At 45.0% G+C, this 21,164-nt stretch carries 17 protein-coding genes; 14 read left to right on the top strand and 3 right to left on the bottom strand.

Going from position 1 to position 21,164, the window contains the following annotated elements:
- The first annotated feature begins 15 nt into the window (after positions 1-15).
- Genes B2739_RS17165 through B2739_RS17140 form a run of 6 tightly spaced genes read left to right on the top strand, consistent with a single transcriptional unit; the run spans position 16 to position 7,811 of the window.
- Positions 16-441, top strand: coding sequence for a hypothetical protein (locus B2739_RS17165; protein ID WP_331347061.1), 426 nt, complete (start codon positions 16-18; stop codon positions 439-441).
- A 21-nt stretch (positions 442-462) separates the two neighbouring features.
- The gene (gene hemB / locus B2739_RS17160) at positions 463-1,437 is read left to right on the top strand and encodes a porphobilinogen synthase (RefSeq protein ID WP_331347060.1); all 975 of its coding nucleotides are present in this window, start codon (positions 463-465) and stop codon (positions 1,435-1,437) included.
- 55 nt (positions 1,438-1,492) lie between these two features.
- Complete coding sequence (locus B2739_RS17155; protein WP_331347059.1) at positions 1,493-1,864, top strand: DUF3012 domain-containing protein; 372 nt, start codon at positions 1,493-1,495, stop codon at positions 1,862-1,864.
- Positions 1,865-1,889: 25 nt separating this feature from the next.
- Complete coding sequence (locus B2739_RS17150) at positions 1,890-3,410, top strand: Wadjet anti-phage system protein JetA family protein (RefSeq protein ID WP_414633235.1); 1,521 nt, start codon at positions 1,890-1,892, stop codon at positions 3,408-3,410.
- Positions 3,403-4,155 (top strand): DUF4194 domain-containing protein, encoded by a 753-nt coding sequence (locus B2739_RS17145; protein ID WP_331347057.1) that lies wholly within the window; start codon positions 3,403-3,405, stop codon positions 4,153-4,155. Before B2739_RS17150 ends, B2739_RS17145 begins: the two co-directional genes overlap by 8 nt.
- 2 nt (positions 4,156-4,157) lie before the next feature.
- Positions 4,158-7,811 carry an ATP-binding protein gene (locus B2739_RS17140; protein ID WP_331347056.1) on the top strand — a complete coding sequence of 1,218 codons (3,654 nt, stop codon included), beginning with the start codon at positions 4,158-4,160 and terminating at the stop codon, positions 7,809-7,811.
- 92 nt (positions 7,812-7,903) lie between these two features.
- Here B2739_RS17140 and B2739_RS17135 read toward each other — a convergent pair whose 3' ends face one another.
- Positions 7,904-8,560 (bottom strand): response regulator, encoded by a 657-nt coding sequence (locus B2739_RS17135; RefSeq protein WP_331347055.1) that lies wholly within the window; start codon positions 8,558-8,560, stop codon positions 7,904-7,906.
- Positions 8,561-8,678: 118 nt separating this feature from the next.
- Between B2739_RS17135 and B2739_RS17130 the strand changes: the two genes are divergently transcribed.
- From B2739_RS17130 to B2739_RS17110, 5 genes are all read left to right on the top strand, one after another.
- A complete protein-coding gene (locus B2739_RS17130; RefSeq protein WP_331347054.1) occupies positions 8,679-9,539 on the top strand; it encodes an ATP-binding protein in 861 nt (286 codons plus the stop codon).
- Between the two features lie 132 nt (positions 9,540-9,671).
- Complete coding sequence (gene ovoA, locus B2739_RS17125; RefSeq protein ID WP_331347053.1) at positions 9,672-11,876, top strand: 5-histidylcysteine sulfoxide synthase; 2,205 nt, start codon at positions 9,672-9,674, stop codon at positions 11,874-11,876.
- Complete coding sequence (locus tag B2739_RS17120) at positions 11,876-12,322, top strand: hypothetical protein (RefSeq protein WP_331347052.1); 447 nt, start codon at positions 11,876-11,878, stop codon at positions 12,320-12,322. The genes ovoA and B2739_RS17120 overlap by 1 nt, the downstream gene beginning before the upstream one ends.
- 268 nt (positions 12,323-12,590) lie before the next feature.
- Positions 12,591-13,757, top strand: coding sequence for a glycerol-3-phosphate dehydrogenase/oxidase (locus B2739_RS17115; RefSeq protein ID WP_331347051.1), 1,167 nt, complete (start codon positions 12,591-12,593; stop codon positions 13,755-13,757).
- A 135-nt stretch (positions 13,758-13,892) separates the two neighbouring features.
- Entirely contained in the window at positions 13,893-14,909 is a 1,017-nt protein-coding gene (locus B2739_RS17110) for an aspartate carbamoyltransferase (protein ID WP_331347050.1), read from the top strand.
- Between the two features lie 95 nt (positions 14,910-15,004).
- Here B2739_RS17110 and B2739_RS17105 read toward each other — a convergent pair whose 3' ends face one another.
- Together B2739_RS17105 and B2739_RS17100 are read right to left on the bottom strand one after the other, a co-directional pair.
- A complete protein-coding gene (locus tag B2739_RS17105) occupies positions 15,005-16,288 on the bottom strand; it encodes a diguanylate cyclase (RefSeq protein WP_331347049.1) in 1,284 nt (427 codons plus the stop codon).
- A 279-nt stretch (positions 16,289-16,567) separates the two neighbouring features.
- Positions 16,568-16,987, bottom strand: coding sequence for a YchJ family protein (locus B2739_RS17100; protein WP_331347048.1), 420 nt, complete (start codon positions 16,985-16,987; stop codon positions 16,568-16,570).
- A 130-nt stretch (positions 16,988-17,117) separates the two neighbouring features.
- Between B2739_RS17100 and B2739_RS17095 the strand changes: the two genes are divergently transcribed.
- Genes B2739_RS17095 through B2739_RS17085 form a run of 3 tightly spaced genes read left to right on the top strand, consistent with a single transcriptional unit; the run spans position 17,118 to position 20,754 of the window.
- The gene (locus B2739_RS17095; RefSeq protein WP_331347047.1) at positions 17,118-18,269 is read left to right on the top strand and encodes a 1-acyl-sn-glycerol-3-phosphate acyltransferase; all 1,152 of its coding nucleotides are present in this window, start codon (positions 17,118-17,120) and stop codon (positions 18,267-18,269) included.
- Positions 18,263-20,401, top strand: coding sequence for an ATP-dependent DNA helicase DinG (gene dinG, locus B2739_RS17090; RefSeq protein ID WP_331347046.1), 2,139 nt, complete (start codon positions 18,263-18,265; stop codon positions 20,399-20,401). Before B2739_RS17095 ends, dinG begins: the two co-directional genes overlap by 7 nt.
- Before the next feature lie 26 nt (positions 20,402-20,427).
- Positions 20,428-20,754, top strand: coding sequence for a YqcC family protein (locus tag B2739_RS17085; protein ID WP_331347045.1), 327 nt, complete (start codon positions 20,428-20,430; stop codon positions 20,752-20,754).
- The last annotated feature ends 410 nt before the right edge of the window (positions 20,755-21,164 follow it).

Genomic DNA, 21,164 nt, shown 5'->3' with positions numbered 1-21,164 from the left:
AATAGCGGAGTGATTATGGATCAAGAATCAATTGTTTACGGTTGTATCAAGGATATATCACCGTCTATGGTGGAGTCAGAGCGTATCCGGACAAATCGTGAAGCAATGTTGTCATTACCTCATGCAGATGAGTGGCCATTTTTAAGCCAAGAAATGTTTTCGATTCCCAGTGTGGATTCTCCGTTGTTTAATTATCAAACGGAGGTCATGCACTTTGGTGCATCTTATAAAGCAGTAGAATACGAATGGGATCAATGGATTGCCCAGTTTGAATCGTTGTTGAGCCGTATGTATTGGGTGTCTGCTACTGTGCATTTGGAAACTGAATTGTCAGGTACACACACATTTACGTGGGAGGCGAGTGGCAGTTACCACAAGCCCGGATCGGGTGATATGCGCGTACGATGTGAATGGAGCCATGAAGGCTCGTTGAATATTTAATTAATTTTCCAGGTTTTCTCTATGTTAATAACACCGGATTTCCGTTTTCGTCGTTTGCGTAAAACCACCGCTTTACGCGCGTTGGTACGCGAAACCCAAGTGTCGATGAATGATTTTATTTTGCCTGTCTTTATTGAAGAGGGAATTACTGCACCAGTCGCCATTAAATCGATGCCTGATGTATATCGCTACCCTGAGTCACACTTGGCAGAAATTGTTACCCGTGCATGGAGCAAAGGTATTAAGGCGGTTATTTTATTTGGTGTATCAACCCATAAAGATCATGAAGGTTCCGACACCTGGTGTGAACACGGGTTGTTGGCGCGCATGATACGCATCGCGAAACAAGCACAGCCGGATATGCTGGTGATAAGTGATAATTGTTTTTGCGAGTACACCGAGCACGGGCATTGTGGTGTGGTTTATGACAATGATGTCGATAACGATAAAACGCTTGTGAATTTGCAAAAACAAGTTGTGCAAGCTGCTAAGGCAGGAGCTGACATGATTGCACCATCGGGCATGATGGATGGAATGATCAGTGCTATCCGTCAGGCATTGGATGATGCCGGTTATACACATATACCCGTTATGTCTTATTCCACCAAATTTGCGTCAGCTTTTTATGGGCCATTCAGGGATGCGGTCGATAGCAGTTTCAAAGGCACACGCAACACTTATCAAATGGACCCTGCTAATGGGCGCGAAGCTCTCGCTGAGTCTTTGCAGGATGAAGCAGAAGGCGCTGACATTTTAATGGTCAAGCCTGGTATTGCCTATTTGGATGTGCTCGCGCATATCCGGGCAAACTCTGCTCGTCCATTGGCGGTTTATCATGTGAGTGGCGAATACGTCATGATTAAAGCTGGTGCAGCAGCTGGTGTGATTGATGAAAAAGCTATTGTGCTCGAAACCATGACAGCATTTAAACGTGCGGGTGCCGATTTGATTATTACCTATTACGCTGAAAAATTGGCTGATTGGTTGCCGGCATAAATACCGTCATTATTTTCTTCTTAGATTTTCCACTGTTCTTTATTTCGGATTCCCTATGTTAAATTTTTTTCGTGAAAACAAGCTTATTGCAGCATTGTTTATCAGTAGTTTTCTGGTCATTCTCCTTGGCGTTGCTTTGCTAATGTATTCAAAGTATCAAATAGAGCAGCAAGAGAAAGCGGAAGTCCAACTGCAAACGCTAACAAAAATTGCACAAGAAGCTGAATCACATTTAATGCAAACTGTCGCGAATCCTGATGTGCCTATCGCCGATGTTATTCCAGAAGAGTCAGTTGCCAAAGTTGAGGCAATGAAGAATAAAAACCCGGAAGCGGGGGCTGCTGACTGGTGTGAAGTGATGATGGTAAAGCCATCCAAAGAATGGACTGTTGATGAGCAAAAAGTCTTTGCTCAACACTGCATTTAATTGTTTGTCGTTGTGACAAGTCCTGATGTTTTTTAGCGATTCTCGCCAGCATTTTTTTAATCCGCTCACAGGCAAATATCGTGAGTTGGTTTCTGAGTGCTTACGGCTATTATACCAACGACTCTATACTGATTTGCGCGATTATGGTCATGCTATGAATCGCGAACAATTGGTGGATATCTTCAAAGAAGCTATTGCGCGCGCGCCGATCCTTGACGCAGACACTGATACGGAGTCAGGTGAAAGTGAAGATGCCAACGAAGGCCGATTCAAAACCCAGCGCGATCTTGCCAGTTTTATTATCAATCGCTTGATTGAAAATGGCTGGCTGGAAAAACAGGTCGATGAAACCAGCTTGCAAAGTAGCTATGGTTTCAGCCGTATGGGGCGTTTGTTTACGCAGCCCTTTGCCGATAACGATGCCAACCAATTCCGTACGCGTAATCGCAACACCCGCAATACCCGCAACAGTTTGCAGGCATTTTATGATCAAGGTGAAATAAATGACTTGCTCGATGCCTATGAATATTCAGAACGCATTATTAGCGACTTCACGGATGTAATTGCCGAATTAGAAGAGCGCAAGCGTCAATTGGTGCGTGAGGTTGAGTCTCGCCAACTGATTCAACAGGCGAGCGATGAATTTTTTGATTTTATGGAAACCGTGTTCAAGCCGGATCTTGAGGTACGTTTATCAGCAGATAGTGTTGAAAAGTACCGAGATCAAATCGCGGATATCATCACTAAAATTCGTCGCAAACGTAAATACGGTCAAGGTGATGCAGAGACAGCGGCAAAAGATTGGCGTGCTGTTATGGAAATTCGTCTGCGCAAGGCTCTTCCACAAAAAGTCGTTCCTGGTATTTCCCTTTTGGAAACGCTACTGCAAACCATTGATTCGCGTTTAAAAAATGCATGCGACATTATGTTGCCGGCACTGCGTCGCGCCCTTAATACATTTACCCAGCGTGCCGATATCATCATTCGCCAGCTCAGTTACATTAACAGCCGTGGGCAAGATGATTTAATGGATATATATCATGTATTAGGAAAATTAAGTGGCGAACAACAAGATCAATTGTTACTTGAACAGGGTGAATCGATTGCGAGTATTAATATCGGTTTTGTTGATCCTGCACAAATTCAATTGCGTGCACCGCGAACCATTCATGTGGTGCGCTCGATGCTGGATGATGATAAAGCCTTGGATGTCGAAGCACAGAAAAACCTGTTTATCCAGCAGGCGTTGGATAAGGCGTTTATTTTACAGTCCAGCAGTTTGCGTGATTATGTGCATGCCGCACTTATTGAGAAAGGGCATATTCGCAGTAGCGAGTTAAAAGCGAATTCTATGCAAGAACTATTAAATTTATCCCATGCGATAGAAGTGGGTGCTGCTGCGAACCTTTCATCGCGTTATCGTTTTGAAGTTGATCAACAGGCTTCGTGGTTACAAGGATCGCCACTAGTTTCGACGGATAATTATTTTACACAGCGCGATGAATTTATTATTCGTCTGATTGATGATGGTGCAGATCATGAGTAACCCATTAAGTGTATTGCTACAGGAGCAGCTGGATAAACATAATTTGAGTCTGGATAACTGGCGCGAGCTGGTTCAGCGTCTTTTGGATTATGGTGTGTTGTGTCGTGATGATAGCCAAGTCGAAGCAGAATTATATGACCGTTTTGTGCGTATTCCTGAGTTGATCAATGATTATTTTAGTCTGATGGGAATTCGCTTCCAGCATGACAGCCATTTCCGCTTTGTGCGGGTTCTCCCGCCTGGAGCGCGCCTTCCAGGTATGGATGATGAAGCAGATGAGTCATTTAATACCGGTCTGCGCAGCCGATTGAATCAACATGAAGTGGCATTGGTGTTGGTGTTGCGGGCGGAATATGACAAGGCTTTACGCGAGGGCAGTATTGATGAGCAGGGGTGTGCCACCTTGTCATTGGAAGCAATTGCCTTAGCGATGAAAAGTTTATTGCGCCGTAGCTTGCCTGAAAATATAGGTGAGCGCCGCCAGGCTTTTAAACGTTTACGTCAACTGCGTTTGATCAATTTTTTTGCCGAAGCTGACATTGATTCCGGGGAAAGCTGGATCAAAATTCGCCCATTGATTATCAGCTTGGTGAGTAATGAATGGCTTGAGCAAATTCGTAATCATCTTGCCGGAAATTTGTTGCTGGTAGACGAAGAAACTGATGAACAACAAGACAATAGCTCGCCATCTTCAAAAAAATCATCTCCTCATTTAAATCGTTCGCTTTTTGCAGCGGAAGAATAATTATGTATTTGAAAAAATTTATCTATGTGAACTGGGGAAATGTTCCCAATACAGAATTTGATTTTGGTCCAATCAATTTGTTTTCGGGCGGTAACGGATCTGGAAAAACAACAGCAGCTGATGCTATCCAGACGGTGATGACGGCAGCGCATGATAATTTATTTCATTTTAACCCCGGGCAGGATGAATCCAGCCAGCGTGGGCGCGGCGGAAAGCTCGTCCGTACACTGGCTTCTTATGTATTGGGTTGTGACGATGGTGCGTATGCGCGGCCACAGGGTTGTGATGGCTATTTGGCGGCGGTTTTTTATCCTACTCAAGGTGAAAACAGTGAGCCATTTACCGCATTAATTGGCATGCGTGCATTTTTGGAAACCGCAGGGCAAGGTACATCACTGCAAAAAGTGGCGCGTCTGGATGATACTCAATTCTATATTTTGAGTGATGTCGCGCTCAGCCTTAATGATCTTCTAAAAGAAGAAAAAAAGCATAAATATGTAGTGCCGCTTGATAAGCTTTATGCAGGGTTACGTCGTCAATACGGACAACAACAAGTCGAAAAATACGATAAGAAAAAAACTTACTTATGTCGTCTATACGGCATTCTGCGTGGTAAAAAAGACGCCGTATCCGAGCGCGAAGCCATGAATGCTGCACGTGCATTTTCCCGTTTTATGGCATACAAACCCATTAAAGGTATAGATGAGTTTGTTGCCAATGAAATCCTGGAGTATCGCGATTTAGGTGAAGCTATTCGTACGGTATCCACCATGCTTAAACGTATCCACATGATGGAGGCGGATGCGCGCACTTTACGCCAAGGTATTGAGCGTATGGCGCAAGGGCGTGAGCAAGCAGATAAATTTATTGCTAGTTGGCTTGAGCAACAGGTACTGCAATATTCATTAGCTAAACGGCGCTACAGCGAATCGCAAAAACTGTATTTGGAGGCAAAACATAAACAACAATTGTTGCGCGAGGCCTCAGCAGCACATCAACAGACATTGGCTACATGCGAAGCGCAACGTGAAGAGATTAATCAACTCATCCTTGCAGCAACAGCCCGTCGTTTGGGGGTACCTGCGCTGCGCGATAAAGACCAACTTGAGCAGGAAAAAAATAATCAAGAAAAGCAGCTGCAAGCTTTAGTGCCTGAATTACGTAAACAACATCAGCAAATGCTGGTTAATCTGGATGCTGCACAGCAATTTTCCCTGGCACTGCGTCAGACATCTATTGCTCTTGAAGTGCCTGCATTAAAAGAAGCTGGTTTGTCTGCGCTAGTGAAAGATCTTTGTTCGGAAACAGAATTATTAGACATCCATCAGCTGTTAAATCGCGATTTGATTGATGTCAGCCCATTGGAGCCGCAACTCAAAAAAGTAATCGCAATACAAAAAAACCATAACGCTTTTGTCGCTCATTTGTTTGATATTGATGCCAGTGCCATGCGCGCCAATTTGCGCGATCAACTTGCACAAGAGCGCGATAAACGAAAAACACAAGCAGAACGCTTGCAGAAGCAGACAGATACGAAACGGCGCGAAATACAAATATTGGAATCACATCAGGTGAGTTATCCCGGTTTTGTGCGTGCTGCATTGGACGCAATTGCGGCCCAGTGCCCCAAAGCTGATGCACGGGTTTTATGTGATTATGTCGATGTGGTTGATCGTGAATGGCAAGCGGCTATAGAAGGTTACATAGGTGCAGCGCGTTTTGGCATTATTGTTGAGCCTGCCTTTGAGGCAGAAGCGATTGCAATAGTACGTAACATGGCGGGGCAGGGGAATCGTGCGCGTATTATTCAGGGAGAAAAGGCGCGTAAAGATTTGGATAAATCAGGTGAGATTGCGCCCAATTCTATCATTCAAGTCATGAATTTTTCCCATGCAACGGCTGAGGCCTATATCAAAGCCAGCTATGCCAATGTGCAGCGAGTTGATAATGCCAAAGAATTAAAGAACACCCGTCGTGGTATTACCAAAGATGCGATGGGTTCCGGTAATTATGCGATGTTTCGCTGTGATATGGCCGATTCTGACTTGGTGTTTGGGCAAGGTGCGCGCGAGCGTGCGTTAGAGGCCAAACGTAACGAGTTTCACCATCAGGTCAGTGAATGGCAGGCCGCTGCGAAATTCGCGGAAGAAGCGCAAGATCTTCTTATTGCATTGGATAAATTAAAACCGCTGCAATATGCCGATGTTTTACAGTCAATGTTTGCGACACAAAATAAAATTCAAGCAATAGATTCCAAATTGCAGCAGCTGGATCTGACAGATACCAAGGCACTTGAATTGGAGTTAGAGCAATTACAAATACGTTTGCAAACGCAGAACCAGGAATATGCACGTCTGAATAATACGCAGGTAGATTGCCGGGCAGAATTAAAACTTGCTGATAACTTATGCCAAAAACTCGACACCGAACAAGAAAAAACACTTGAACAAGCTGATATATGTGAGTCGAATGTTCAAGGTATTGCTGCCTACTGGCCTGACTTTGATGCAGATGTGCGATTGCAGGCCGCAGATGAATCTGTGCATGTACATGGAACAGCATATTACGAAGCGCAATTGGCTGGCGTTAATGCAGAATTGAAAACTATATTGCATCGTCTTCAGCAGGCAGCGATGGTTCACAACCAATTTTGCTCGACCAGCGACTCTATTCTGGTTGATCTTGATTACACGGATGATTTGGGTAGTGAGAACTTTCGTGCAATCTGTGATATGCGTCGCCAGTTTGATGCGCTTTACAATCGCGACAAAAATCATATTTTGGCGCAGCGCCATCAAGAGATTGAATCCTTACGTGAAAGTTTTAATAACGCGTTTGTAACCAATTTGTGCCATTCCATTTATCAAGCGATTAACGATGGTAAAAAAATTCTTGAAGATTTGAATAAAGAACTGGAGCACCATCGATTTGGTGCTGACCGTGAGAGCTTCCGCTTTGACTGGGAATGGGTGCCAGAATTTAAAGAGTACTGGCAATTTTTCAAAGCCGTTATTGATAGCCCTAGTCTTGATGAAGGCGAAAACCTGTTCAACATGAAGCTGGATGATAAGCACCAGCGCGTCCGCGAACGTTTAATGAATATGTTGCTTGATGAAGATGAGCAAAAAGCGCTGCGCGAACTAACGCGTATTGCAGATTATCGCAACTATCGCCGGTATGAAATTTTCAAGGAACCTGAGGGTAAAGCACCCATCGCGCTCAGCCAATACGGAACAGGGTCGGGTGGTCAGCTGGAAACGCCAGCGTATATTATTCGGAGTGCTGCAATTACTTCAGCATTTCGCTTTAATGAAGGCAACAGTCATTTACGCATGGTATTGGTAGACGAAGCGTTCTCGAAAATGGATGAGCATCGGTCGCGCGAAGTCATCAATTATCTAACCGAAAGTTTGGGCTTGCAGTTGAACTTTATTATGCCAAGCAGTAAGTCCGGCCCCTTTATGGATTTGATTTCAAACCAGTTTGTTTTTAGTAAATGCCCAACAGTAGAACCAGTAGGTGAATTGAAAACGCGTGTGATGTTAGATCGGCAAGTATGTGATCAGGAGAAAATTAAAAAGCTGATGGCCAATCATCGCCGTGCGATACGCCAACAGGCGGCATTGGATTTTATGGCAGAAGTTGAAGTGGGTTAAATATAAATTTTTGCATGAGGGCTTGCTCGCGCAAGCTCTTTGTATGTTTTTCCCGATCTATTCCATTGTTTTCAAGCCAGAGTTTTAAGCGTTTATTGTTCAAGCTTTACTTGTGGAAAAAACCGGGCAATTTTTTTAATTAACTTATCATGCTCAATCGGTTTCACCACGTAATCATCTACGCCATCTTCGATGGCCGAGCGGATCTGTTTGGCTTGGCTTACGGCGGTTACCAGCATAAAAACTGTACCCAGATATCGTTCTGCTGCACGCATTGCATTATGAACCTCTATGCCTGATTTGCCGGGCATATTCCAATCGCACAGCACCAGATCATAAATTGGGTTGGTGTCATACAGCATGCTAATACCTCGCATGCCATCGTTGGCGAAATCAATTAAGTAAATTCCTGCAGTATTTAGATAGGCTGCCACCAATTCACATATCACCTGATCATCATCAACCAGCAGCACGCGGATTTGCCCTGGGGCTAACTCTTGCCGACGCCCAAAAGCGGCTTGGCGGATAGGGGAAACCGATTTTTCTGAAATGTAGTGGTTAACAGTATTTTTATCGGCGGCAGGTGCTTTGAATTGTGTCGATATTTTTTGTAAAACCGATTCAATTGTTTGAAGGCTTTGCTCCAACTCGGCTTTATTCAGCTCGCTATTGTTGATGTTTTTAGTGATCCAAGCGCGCTTTTGAGCCAGCGTTTGACCAATCACTTGTAATTCCTGTTTAGTAAACATACATACCCTAAACTTGTGCATCAAAGAAACTTCTTACAATATAGACCAGTCTCTCTTCTTGGCTAATAACCTTTTATTAGCGTAAGTCTTATTTTTTTATAACATTAGGAATTTTAGCGTGTCAGATTTTGAGCAATTCATTTCCCGGCTTGAGCAACTGGTTGATCGTGTAGAAGCTGTTCTACCTGCCCCCACAAAAGCACCTGATTGGTCTGCCAGTGCTTTTCGTTGGCGTGTGCAAACCAATGGTTCTGGCTATTTGCAAGCCGTTAAACATCCTCATTATGTAGACTTGGATGCCTTGAAAAATATCGATACCCAAAAGGATTCTATGGTGCGTAATACCCGCCAATTTGTGGCAGGGCGGCAGGCTAATAACGTATTGCTCACCGGTGCGAGAGGGACGGGTAAATCGACTCTGGTGAAAGCGGTATGGACAGCCTTTGCAAAAGAAGGTCTGAAGATTATTGAGGTTGATAAAACCGACCTGTTGCATTTGGCCGACATCGTGGATCTGGTGGGAGAGCGACCTGAAAAGTTCATCATCTTTTGCGATGATTTATCGTTTGAAGAAGGTGAGATCAGCTATAAAGCATTGAAATCTGTATTGGATGGATCTATTTCTGCGCCGACTGCGAATATGTTGTTCTATGCCACGAGCAACCGCCGCCATCTGCTCCCGCAGAAGATGCGTGATAACCTCGATGTGGTCAGTTACGAGGATGGCGAAGTCCGCCCTAATGACAGTATCGAAGAGAAGGTATCACTGTCAGAACGTTTTGGTCTCTGGTTAAGTTTTTATCCCTTTTCCCAAGACGATTATTTGACGGCTGCCCAATATTGGGTGACAGAACTTGGCGGAGCCTGGGACGATAATGCCCGTGATGCAGCGCTCTTGTGGCATAGAACGCGCGGTGCACGCAGTGGCCGGGTTGCATGGCAATTTGCCAGAGATTATGTGGGCCGTTATCAGGCCTGATAATGTTGCTGTCTTGCTTTTGTAACTTTGGGGTTGTGCTGCATCTTTATCACTTGTGGGGCGATGTCATTGCCGAGGCGGCTTTCTCCCCTTATGTCACCTAACGAATAGGAACAGATCAGGAGCTTAACGATGTATTCAGGACAATCCTTGCGTAAAACTGCCCAGTCCCCATCACCACAATTGATGTCGTGCGTTGAATTTGTTCATGGGGATAAACCGTTGTTGTCGCGCAATCCGCTATTTTCCCGAACTCCGAATTTACGTGATGGTGATGAGACCAGTATGCGCAACAGTTTGCGCAATTATTTTTTAGATACGTTCACCACTTACGAATCCTTGTTTGAATGCCTTGCTAACGAGCAGGCGTTTTACACCAAGCCGATTACTCTGCGCCATCCACTCATTTTTTATTACGGCCACACTGCGACATTTTTTGTTAACAAATTATTACTCACGCGCATGATCAGTGAGCGGTTGAATCACCGCTTTGAATCCATGTTTGCAGTAGGCGTGGATGAAATGAGTTGGGATGACCTGAATGATGCGAATTATCAATGGCCTACACCTGCAGAAGTAAAATCGTACCGTGACCAAGTGCGTGCAATGGTGTTGGATCTGATTGATAACGCGCCGCTGCAATTACCAGTTGACTGGAATAACCCCTGGTGGGCGATCATCATGGGTATTGAACATGAGCGGATTCATTTAGAAACATCATCTGTATTGATTCGCCAGCACAAACTTGAGTTTGTTAAGAGCTCACCCGACTGGAAACCCAATCGCATTAGTGGTGTTGCGCCGGAAAATACGCTAGTGAATGTTAGTGCAGGGCAAGTGCGCCTCGCTAAAGATAAAACCGATGCGTTTTATGGTTGGGATAATGAGTACGGTACTCATACGGCAGATGTGCCTGCATTTGAAGCAGCGAAATTTTTGGTGAGCAATCAAGAGTTTTTGCAATTCGTAGAAGCAGGCGGTTATTTGAATTCTCATAACTGGGAAGAAGAGGGTAAAGGCTGGCTTGCTTACACTAAAGCGCAATATCCAACATTTTGGGTAAAAAAAACCAATGGTTGGTATTTACGATTAATGACAGAAGAAGTGCCTATGCCGTGGGATTGGCCGGTAGAAGTGAATTACCACGAAGCAAAAGCATTTTGCAATTGGAAAAAATCTGAAACCGGTTTGGCTGTACGTTTGCCAACGGAAGACGAATGGTATCGTCTGTATGATGCTGCTGGTTTGCAGGATGTATCTGGCAATGCAGCTGACGCCAATATCCATTTGGATCACGGCGCGTCGTCATGTCCGGTAAATTACTTTGCCCACGGTGATTTTTTTGATGTGGTAGGTAATGTATGGCAATGGACTGAAACACCTATTTATCCTTTTGACGGTTTTGAAGTTCATGCAATTTACGATGATTTCACTACACCCACATTCGATGAGCGCCACAATCTGATCAAAGGTGGTTCATGGATTTCCTGCGGCAACGAAAGTTTGCGTTCATCGCGCTATGCATTTCGTCGCCATTTTTTCCAACATGCGGGGTTCCGTTATGTTGTTTCCGGAGAAATAAAACCTGTGCCAAATTCTTATTATGAAACCGATAAATTAGTATCGGAATATGCCGAATTTCATTACGGTGATGAATATTTTGGCGTGCCGAATTTTTCCAAAGCATTGGTGGATTTAGCTGTAACCCAGTTGATTGATAAACCCAAGCGCAAAGCGCTGGATCTTGGTTGTGCTACTGGCCGTGCATCATTTGAATTGGCAAAACATTTTGACAGAGTGACAGGTGTTGATTTTTCGGCGCGCTTTATAAATGTGGGCGTGCAGCTCGCTGCCGGAGAAATCCTGCGCTATACATTGGCACATGAAGGTGAACTTGTATCCTATAAGTCACGCTCATTGGCTGAGTTGGGTTTGACTGAAGTCAAAGATAAGGTGGAGTTCTCACAAGGCGATGCCTGTAATTTGAAATCTGTTTTTACCGATTATGATTTTATTCTCGCCGCTAATTTAATTGATCGCCTCTACAATCCTGCAAAATTCCTTAGTTCTATCCATGAGCGTTTACAGGTGGGTGGCATTCTTATGCTGACATCACCTTATACCTGGCTCGCTGAACATACACCGCGTGAAGACTGGATTGGTGGGTTTAAAAAAGATGGTGAAAGTTTCACGACGCTTGACGGGCTACACTTCCATCTTGGAAAACATTTCCGTCTGATAAACGGCCCGCAAGAAGTGCCTTTTGTGATCCGCGAGACCAAGCGCAAGTTCCAGCATACGTTGTCGGAAGTGACGATGTGGGAACGGATTCGATAATGAGTTATGAAGCACTGGATGCTATTGCGGATACCTATATTCCACTTTTATTAATTGTATTTTTACTGGGTGTTTTTGGAAAAACCTATCGCTTGTGGCCTGATTATCGCGGGCCACTTACCGGTTTCCTCTATTTTGCAGGCTTGTTGGTTATCGCTTACGGTTTGATGTTTTTTGATAAGGCTGTGGGCCTCTGGCCGACGCTGGGATTGGATTACAGCACCCACACCGCAGTGGCACTATCTTTGGTATTTGCACTTTGCAATATTTTTCCCGATCGCTGGCGGTGGCTTGTAGTTTCCATGTTGGCTTATGCTGGTTTAATGCTGTACCAGCAGTACCACTCTTTGCTTGATATTATCTCCACATCGGTAGTTCTTGCTGCTATTGCTTTGCTCTTTAATCGGTATATTGCCAGGCAAAAAACAATAAAAAGCTTCATGTAATTATTTTGCTATATCTGGCGCTGCGCAAAGACGTTTCTGCTATAGGCTTATCTACTCCTGCACTCTTTCTTGTCGAACATTTTTACAACCCTGATCTATACTTCCGATGTCTTTCCTCGTGAGCATCAAACATGACAGCGGAATATCAAATATCAGTGGCGCTACGAGACACAACAAGAAATGCGGAACAACGAAAAAACACGGAACAACGAGAAAACACGGAACAACAAAAAATGCGGAACAACAAAAAAAGCGCGGAACCACAAGAATGAAATATGACATTGTCGTCATCGGGGCTGGGATTCAGGGAGCAGGAGTTGCTCAAGCGGCAGCTGCAGCTGGTTATTCGGTGTTAGTTGTCGAGCAAACAGCACCAGCGGCAGGTACGTCGAGCAAGTCTTCAAAACTGATTCACGGCGGTTTGCGCTACCTGGAATCTGGCCAATTTGGATTGGTACATGAAAGCCTGCGTGAGCGTACACTGCTGTTGAAGTTGGCTCCTGAGTTAGTAAAGTTGCAACCATTGCACATTCCCATCTATGAAAACTCCTCTCGTTCGGCTTTGACCATCCGTGCAGGTCTTAGTCTGTATGCGTTACTGGCTGGTTTAAACAGTAATTCTTTATTCCGTCAGTTATCCCGTAAGGAATGGCAAGGCCTTGAAGGCTTGCGTCAGGATAACCTCAAGGCAGTGTTTCGCTATCAAGAAGCGCAGACCGATGATGCAGCACTGACTCGCGCTGTTTTGCAGTCCGCTATTGTTTTAGGGGCTGATGTAATGATGCCGGCTAAATTTCTGGGGGCAGAGCGTAATGGTCAATGTTGTAAAGTTGATGTTGAAGGTGCAAGCGGCATCCAATCAATCAGTTGCCGCGTATTGGTCAATTGCGCAGGACCATGGGTAAATCAAGTATTGGCAAAAGTAACACCGGCTTTGCCATTGCCTGCAATTGAGTTAGTGCAGGGGAGCCATCTGCTGTTGCCTCCCTTGTTGGATCAATACTTTTACGTGGAGGCCCCGCAGGACAAGCGCGCTGTGTTTGTGTTGCCGTGGGAGGGTAAGTTAATGGTGGGCACCACAGAGAAAGTCCATCAGGGCGCTCCGGAGCAAGCGGCGTGTTCGGAGGATGAAAAGCGTTATTTAGTGGCAACCCTGTCGCATTACTTCCCACATCTGTCGATTCCAACAGAGGTTGAGTCATTTGCGGGTTTAAGGGTGTTGCCCAAGAGTGATAAAACAGCATTCTCACGTCCGCGTGAGGTCATGTTTTCAGTGGATGATGAGGCAAAACCGCGGGTTTTGTCGATCATGGGGGGAAAGCTCACCACGTATCGTGCGACGGCAGCGGCGGCTATGGCTCGTCTTATGCCATCCCTGCCAACCAAAGAACGGCGTGCAGATACTGAACTGATAACACTGATTCCACTCGATTAGGCGTTTTTTTTCGTCGATGCCGTTGGTATCGCTTCACTCTGCCGCTAAAATGTCGCCCGTTTTATCTCTTACCTGTTTGTTTTCTACCTTGGGCTAATGCCTTTCCTGGCCAGCGGTCTCCGCTAAGGAATTCTTGTGAATTTTACCGGCGCACATATTCTCTCTATTACCCAGTTTGAGCGTGCTGATATCCAGCGCATTTTTGATGTGGCAGATGCCATGGAGCCCTATGCCTTACGCCGCAAGGTGACGCGGGTGTTGGAGGGTGCCATTCTGGGGAATATGTTTTTTGAGCCTAGCACCCGCACCCGGGTGAGTTTTGGCTCAGCGTTTAATCTTTTAGGCGGAAACGTCAGGGAAACAACCGGGTTTGAAAGCTCATCGCTCACTAAAGGCGAATCATTGTTTGATACCGCACGCGTGCTATCGGGGTACAGCGATGTGATTTGCATGCGCCATCCGCAATCCGGCTCAGTGGCTGAATTTGCCGAGGGCAGCCGTGTTCCAGTGATTAATGGCGGCGATGGAGCTAATGAGCATCCCACTCAAGCCCTGCTGGATTTGTATACCATCCGCAAAGAGCTGCGCTCAAAAAATCGCACCATTGATGGTTTGCGTATTGCGATGATTGGCGATTTAAAACATGGACGTACTGTGCATTCGCTGTGCAAATTATTGTGTGTATTTAACAATATCAGTTTGACTTTGGTGTCTCCCAAAGAGTTGGCGATGCCCGAGTACATTGTTGAATATTTACGTAAAGCAGGGCACTCTGTGGTGATTACCGATGACTTGCACAAAAGCATTGGCAGTATCGATATTGCTTATTCAACCCGAATTCAGGAAGAACGTTTTGCGAGCAAAGATGAAGCTGATTTGTATCGCGGCCGTTTTCGTTTGAACCAATCGATTTACACTCAGTACTGCGAACCGAATACCGTCATTATGCATCCGTTGCCGCGTGACTCGCGTGCCGATGCAAATGAATTGGATAATGATCTAAATGCAAATCCCAATCTCGCAATTTTCCGTCAAACGGATAATGGTGTTTTGGTGCGCATGGCATTGTTTGCATTGGTATTGGATGTGGCAGATCAAGTCGATAAATTTTCACGCGATGTCAATTGGTATAACTCGCTACGTTCCAAATAAGATCAGTAAAAATAATCTATAAAAAAATCCGCCGTCACTGGGTGACAGCGGATTTTTTTATTTCTTGTCTGTGAGTAGTTATTCGGCTGGGATTGCTAACGCAATATTTGAATTATTTTATTCAGCAGCGCAGGTCCGGTCATTTGCTTGTTAAGGTGATGCTCAATACCAATATGTTTTCCTAGTTCGATATCTTGGGGCGTTGTTAATTCACTGACCAACGATAATGTAATACTCGCGGTTTTGGGAGTTCGTGCCAAAATTTTGCACAGTTCAGCACCTGCTTCAGTATTGGCAATCCCTGTGCCCAATAAAATTAAATCCGGGTGCAACTCGACTGCCAACTCCAGGCATTCACGCTGTGAATCGGCAACAAGCAAATTAAAATGGGTTTGTAAATGATTGCTGAAATAACTAACCAAATCCTGATTGTTATCGGCTAATAACAAGGTTTTGTGTGTAGCTACTTCATCCACCCAACTGCGATTTCGCCCTGCACGTTTGGCTTTATAAAGTGCCCGGTCGGCATTCTTGATTAGCTCTTCCAAATCATGGCCTGTGGTACGCAAACAGGTAGCGCCGCCAATACTCGCAGTCACAAATTGGCTGGTGGGAGAAACGTCGTGGCGAAGTTCCAAGGTTTCCAGCGCTTCGCCGATGGATTGTGCAACACGCATTGCACCTTTGGCGTCGGTTTCGGGCAAGAGCACGATAAATTCTTCGCCGCCATAGCGCCCCAAAATATCGGTACTTCTATGTAAACAGCTTTTGATTGCCTGCGTGACCTTCTTTAAACAGGCATCGCCTGCAGGGTGGCCATAGTGATCATTAAATAATTTGAAATGATCAACATCAATCATCAGGGCGCTAATGGATTGTTGGTGACGTTTTGTCTGCATCCATTGTTGTTGTGCCAATTCATTGAAGGTGCGGCGATTATAAATTTGCGTCAGGCTGTCTAGTTGGCTTAATGCTTCCAACTCAGCATTGAGCTGATTCAATTGGTCGCGCATTTCTGCAATACGTTCCATTGCACGAATTTTCGCCTTTATGATCATGAAGCTAACAGGTTTGATTAAATAATCGTCTCCGCCTGCTTCGATCCCCTCGCGATAATCTTCATCTTCATTCAAACCGGTGACGAAAATAATGGGTATCCAATGACCAGCGAGCCACTCGCGGATCAAGCGTGTAGTTTCAAAACCATTTAGCCCCGGCATTTCAACATCCATGATGATCATATCGACAGGCGTATTTTCTAATAGCTGTAACGCTTCTTCACCACTGCGCGCCAATAAAGGTTCGTGGCCCGCATCAATAATGTAATTGCGCATGGCATAACGGAGTGTTGCACTGTCTTCTACCAGAAGAATTTTCATAGGCGTGATATGGATACTGATTTGCGATAGAAATAAAAATGAGTTTAGCCTTTTTTATTGGATTTGCTGCGCTCAGGCAGCAGTTATGGCTTGGCGCGCAGTGTAAGTAGAGACGGCCTGTGAGTCGAATACCCAAATCGCATAACGGTGTTTTTTTGTCCGGATCGTTGCTTATGTCACATTCTCTTGTGTTATATCAAACAGCTATCCAACAAAGAACCATCTACTAAAAAGCTAGCAAATACTGGAAATTGGCCGCGAAAGAAATTAAGAGCAGTCTTACGCTTGGTGATCGACATACAGCCATTTGCCCAATACTTTCCTGAACAAGGAGCGTTCATGATGTTGCTGTAACTGCCCTTGGCTACGGAAAACAGCAATAAACTCAACGATTCCAGTATCATCTTCTGCGCTTCCTTTTTCAGTAGACAATATCTGTAGCCCCATCCATTCACAGCTTTCAGCCCAGGCTTGTATATCGTTTGGCGATGAGCGCAAGCGTTGCTCCGGGCTCCAGGTATTCCAAAGATAATCAATCGCCAGCACGACATGGGCGCTATAGCGCGAGCGCATCAACTGCTCGGCACTATCCGGCGCGCGCTGTCCATCAATAAAAGGGCGGCAGCATTCGCCATAGGTTTTCTGCGAGCCGCAAGGGCATAATGAGGTGGCAGCGTGAATCCGTGTTTTTGGTGGCATTTTCGGGCTCTTTTCGGTATTTTGTGCGCCTATTTTCTCTGGCTAAGGCCAGTATGCCAAGCCTGTTTTACAGGTATGTTATCGCGCTTGGTCGCCTGTGTTGTTTCACCTTCGAGTAATGATCTCCGCTATGACTGAATTTGATGATATTCGCCCTTATCGCGACGACGAAGTTCGTCCAACCCTGGACCGCCTGCTGGCCGATCAGGAGTTTATCGATGCGGTTACCCGCCTGAAGTTTCCCGCACTGCATAGTTGGTTGGGGTGGTTATTAAAACCATTGGTGCGCAGCAAATTGACCCAACAGTTGTCAGGCATTCAGGATGTACAGGGATTCCAATCGGTCGTAGAAAAGTACATGTCCAATATGATGGAAACCTGTGTAAAAGAGCTGACATTTTCCGGCTTGGAAAAATTGGACAAACACAGTGCGTATTTATTTATCAGCAACCATCGTGATATTGCGATGGATCCTGCATTTGTGAATTGGGTGCTTTACCACAATGGCTGCAATACCTTGCGCATTGCGATTGGCGACAATTTGCTGACTAAACCGTTTGCTTCTGATCTGATGCGCCTTAACAAAAGTTTTATTGTTAACCGTTCCGCCAAAGCACCGCGTGAAAAATTAAAAGCAGCAAAACATTTATCGGCTTACATACATCATTCGATTGTGAATGAAAACTCAAACATCTGGATTGCGCAGCGTGAAGGGCGTGCTAAAGATGGTAATGACAAAACCAACTCGGCAGTGTTGGGGATGTTGATGCTGAATAAGCCTAAAACAGAAGAATTGGCAGATTACGTCAAAAAATTGCGCATTGTGCCTGTGTCCATTTCTTATGAGCTTGACCCGTGTGATGCAGCCAAAGCGCGCGAGCTGTATTTGCACCGCACCGAAGGCAGTTATCAAAAAGAAGAACACGAAGATGTGCGCAGCATTGCAATGGGAATTGCCGGTAACAAAGGTAATATCCATTTGGCTTTTGGTGATGTGCTGAATGACGATTATCAGAATGCCGATGAATTAGTTGCTGCATTGGATCATCAAATTCTGGGCAATTATGTATTGCATGCAACGAATTGCATCGCCTATGAAATGGTATACGGTAGAGTGCCTGCGGTTAATTATGGCGCAAACAATACTCCCTATGATCCAACAAAACTGATAGCAGAACGCACAGCGTTTGAGGTGCGTATGAATGCAATTCCTTCCGGACAGCGTGAAATTGCGCTGGGTATCTATGCTAACCCCGTTGTGAGCAAACTGGCCGAATGCTAACCGATGCGCTGAAGAAACAAATTCAAGGCGCATACAGCCAGTTTCTTGAAAGCAAGGGGCTCAAACCCCGTTATGGCCAAAAATTGATGATTGCCGAGATTGCAAAAACACTTGGCAATATTTCATTGGATGATGAAAACCATCGCATTCCCGATGAACATGCGGGCAAGCATATTTGTGTAGTAGAGGCGGGCACAGGTACAGGAAAAACCATTGCTTATTTGTTGCCCGCTATTGTTATGGCCAAAGCGCTGGGTAAAAAACTCGTCGTCTCTACTGCAACCGTCGCGCTACAAGAACAAATCGTCAATAAAGACTTACCGGAGTTACATCGCAATAGCGGTTTGTCATTTACCTTCACGCTTGCCAAAGGCCGCGGCCGTTATTTGTGTTTAAGCAAACTGGATAATTTGATTGCGGAATATCAAAGCGGATTGAATCCAACACGTGCGCTTTATGAGGACGAATATCCAAGCGTATCAGCACACAGCTTTAAACTTTACGAATCCATGGTGGATGCGTTGGCTTCCAATAAGTGGAACGGCGAGCGCGATACCTGGCCGCAAGCGTTGGAACAAAATGAATGGCAAATTATCACCACTGACCATCGTCAATGTACTGGCCGTCGCTGTTCCAATGTATCGGCATGCAGCTTTTTTAAAGCGCGTGATTCCATGCACTCGGTGGATTGCATTGTCACTAATCACGATTTAGTGCTTGCTGATTTAGCTTTGGGTGGTGGCGCAATATTGCCAGCACCGGAAGATACTATTTTTGTTTTTGATGAGGGGCATCACTTGCCGCAAAAGGCACTTAGCCATTTTGCGCATCACAGCCGCATGCTTTCTACCAGCAAATGGCTGGACCAATGCAATAAATCGCTTGGCGCTATGCTCGGTGTTATCAGTGGCGCGGGAAATGTGGATCGCTTTGGTGAGCAGTTACCTGCCGCGCTCATCGATTGCAAACAGCGTTTGGATCAGTTGTATCCTGTATTTGAGTCACTGGCGCAGGCGATTGCGCTTGATGACCGCCAATCGCATTACCGTTTTGATGGTGGAGTGGTGCCACACGATTTACTTGTGCCCTGTGTCGAGCTGTATAAGGGTTTTGATCGCCTGACAGATTTATTGAAAAAAATGATCGATGAAATTAGTCAGGCAATGGAAGATATGCATTGTCCCGTACCAAAAGTCGATCTGGAAAATCATTATCCCATTCTGGGCGCGTGGCAAACGCGTGCAGAAGCCAACCGTGATTTATGGGCAAGTTTTGCTACGCCCGATTCTGCGAATAGTGTACCGAAAGCCCGCTGGTTAACGCCGGTGGATAACAGCGGTAACATGGATCTTGAAGTGTGCTCCAGCCCCATTTTAGCGGCTAAAACATTGGAGTTCAGTCTGTGGGAAAAAGTCTGTGGTGCGGTGATCACCTCGGCTACTTTAACCGCGCTGGGAAATTTTTACCGTTTCCAAATGCGTGCAGGTACTCCATCTGATTCAAATTACCAGGTTGTGCCCAGTCCCTTTAATTTTCAACAAGCGACATTGGAGATTCCGGCGCGCACGGTTGAGGCAACCAATGCCGATGCGCACACGCTGGCCATTATTGATGACTTACCTAATTTAATTAATTCGTCAGAAGGTACGCTTGTGCTTTTTTCATCGCGTAAGCAAATGCTCGATGTGTTTGAAGAAATGCCGCAAGATCTGCGCGATATTATTTTAGTGCAGGGCGATAACTCCAAACAGGAAATGTTGACCCAGCATAAAAAACGAATCGACGCAGGTGAGGGCAGTGTGCTCTTTGGTTTGGCAAGTTTTGCTGAAGGTGTGGATTTACCTGGAAAATATTGCACGCACGTTATTATTGCCAAATTACCTTTTGCTGTACCGGACGATCCAATTGAAGCGGCGTTATCGGAATGGGTTGAGGCACGTGGCGGTAATGCGTTTATGGAAATCACTGTGCCGGATGCATCGCTCAAATTAATCCAGGCCTGTGGGCGTTTATTGCGCACTGAAACGGATACGGGGAAAATCAGTCTGCTTGATAGGCGCATCATTACCAAACGCTATGGCAAGGCGATCCTGAACTCTTTGCCACCATTTACCCATGTTATCCATAAGTAACATGACTACTTTTATTGATTACCATCATGAGCCAACTTCATATTTCAATTGCTGAAACATTAATCGATATTGAAAAAGAATTGCGCGACTTGCGCTTGTGGGAAGCTGAGATGATTTCAGAGTCTGCCTTGGCCAGTGTTCAACCTTTCGCGGTGGATACCATGACTTTTCCACAATGGTTGCAATTTATATTTTTACCTAAGATGTATATGTTGATCGAGCAACAGGCGCCTTTACCTTCCAGTTGCAGTGTCTCACCTATGGCAGAGCATTACTTTTCAGTCATGCGTTTACCTACGGTTGCGTTGCTGGATCATTTGAAAAACATAGATGCTTTGTTGTCGCAACAATAAAGCGATAATAAAAATCCATTAAAGTCAATTTCATTAAAATAAATACCCTTAAAATAAAAAAGGATGCCAGTTTTGCTGGCATCCTTTTTTAAATGTGAAAATAAGCCTTGTAAGGGGACAATTAAAAGCCAGACAAAACGTCTTTAAAGCCCCTGGTTTTTTGGTCTAGTTTAGGGGCTTTCAATGCATTAAAAAATCAGACAATTATAAATTTCTGATTTATAAGGAAAAAATATATTTATGCTTTGTTTGAAAATTTTGGTGTCTGTTGTTGAATTTCGCCTGCTTGTAAGAAGGGGAGCATGAATAATTTATTGCAAGGAAGTGAGCGATATTGTGAGTAAAAACACCTAGCCGCTCTAAGCACTGCTCAAAAACGATAAGTGTTGGCATTTTTGGGGCTGTGACCC

This window comes from Cellvibrio sp. UBA7661 (assembly GCA_002483365.1).
Lineage (GTDB): Bacteria > Pseudomonadota > Gammaproteobacteria > Pseudomonadales > Cellvibrionaceae > Cellvibrio.
The sequence above is the reverse complement of the archived record's forward strand: the minus strand, read 5'-3'. Positions and strand labels throughout refer to the sequence as shown.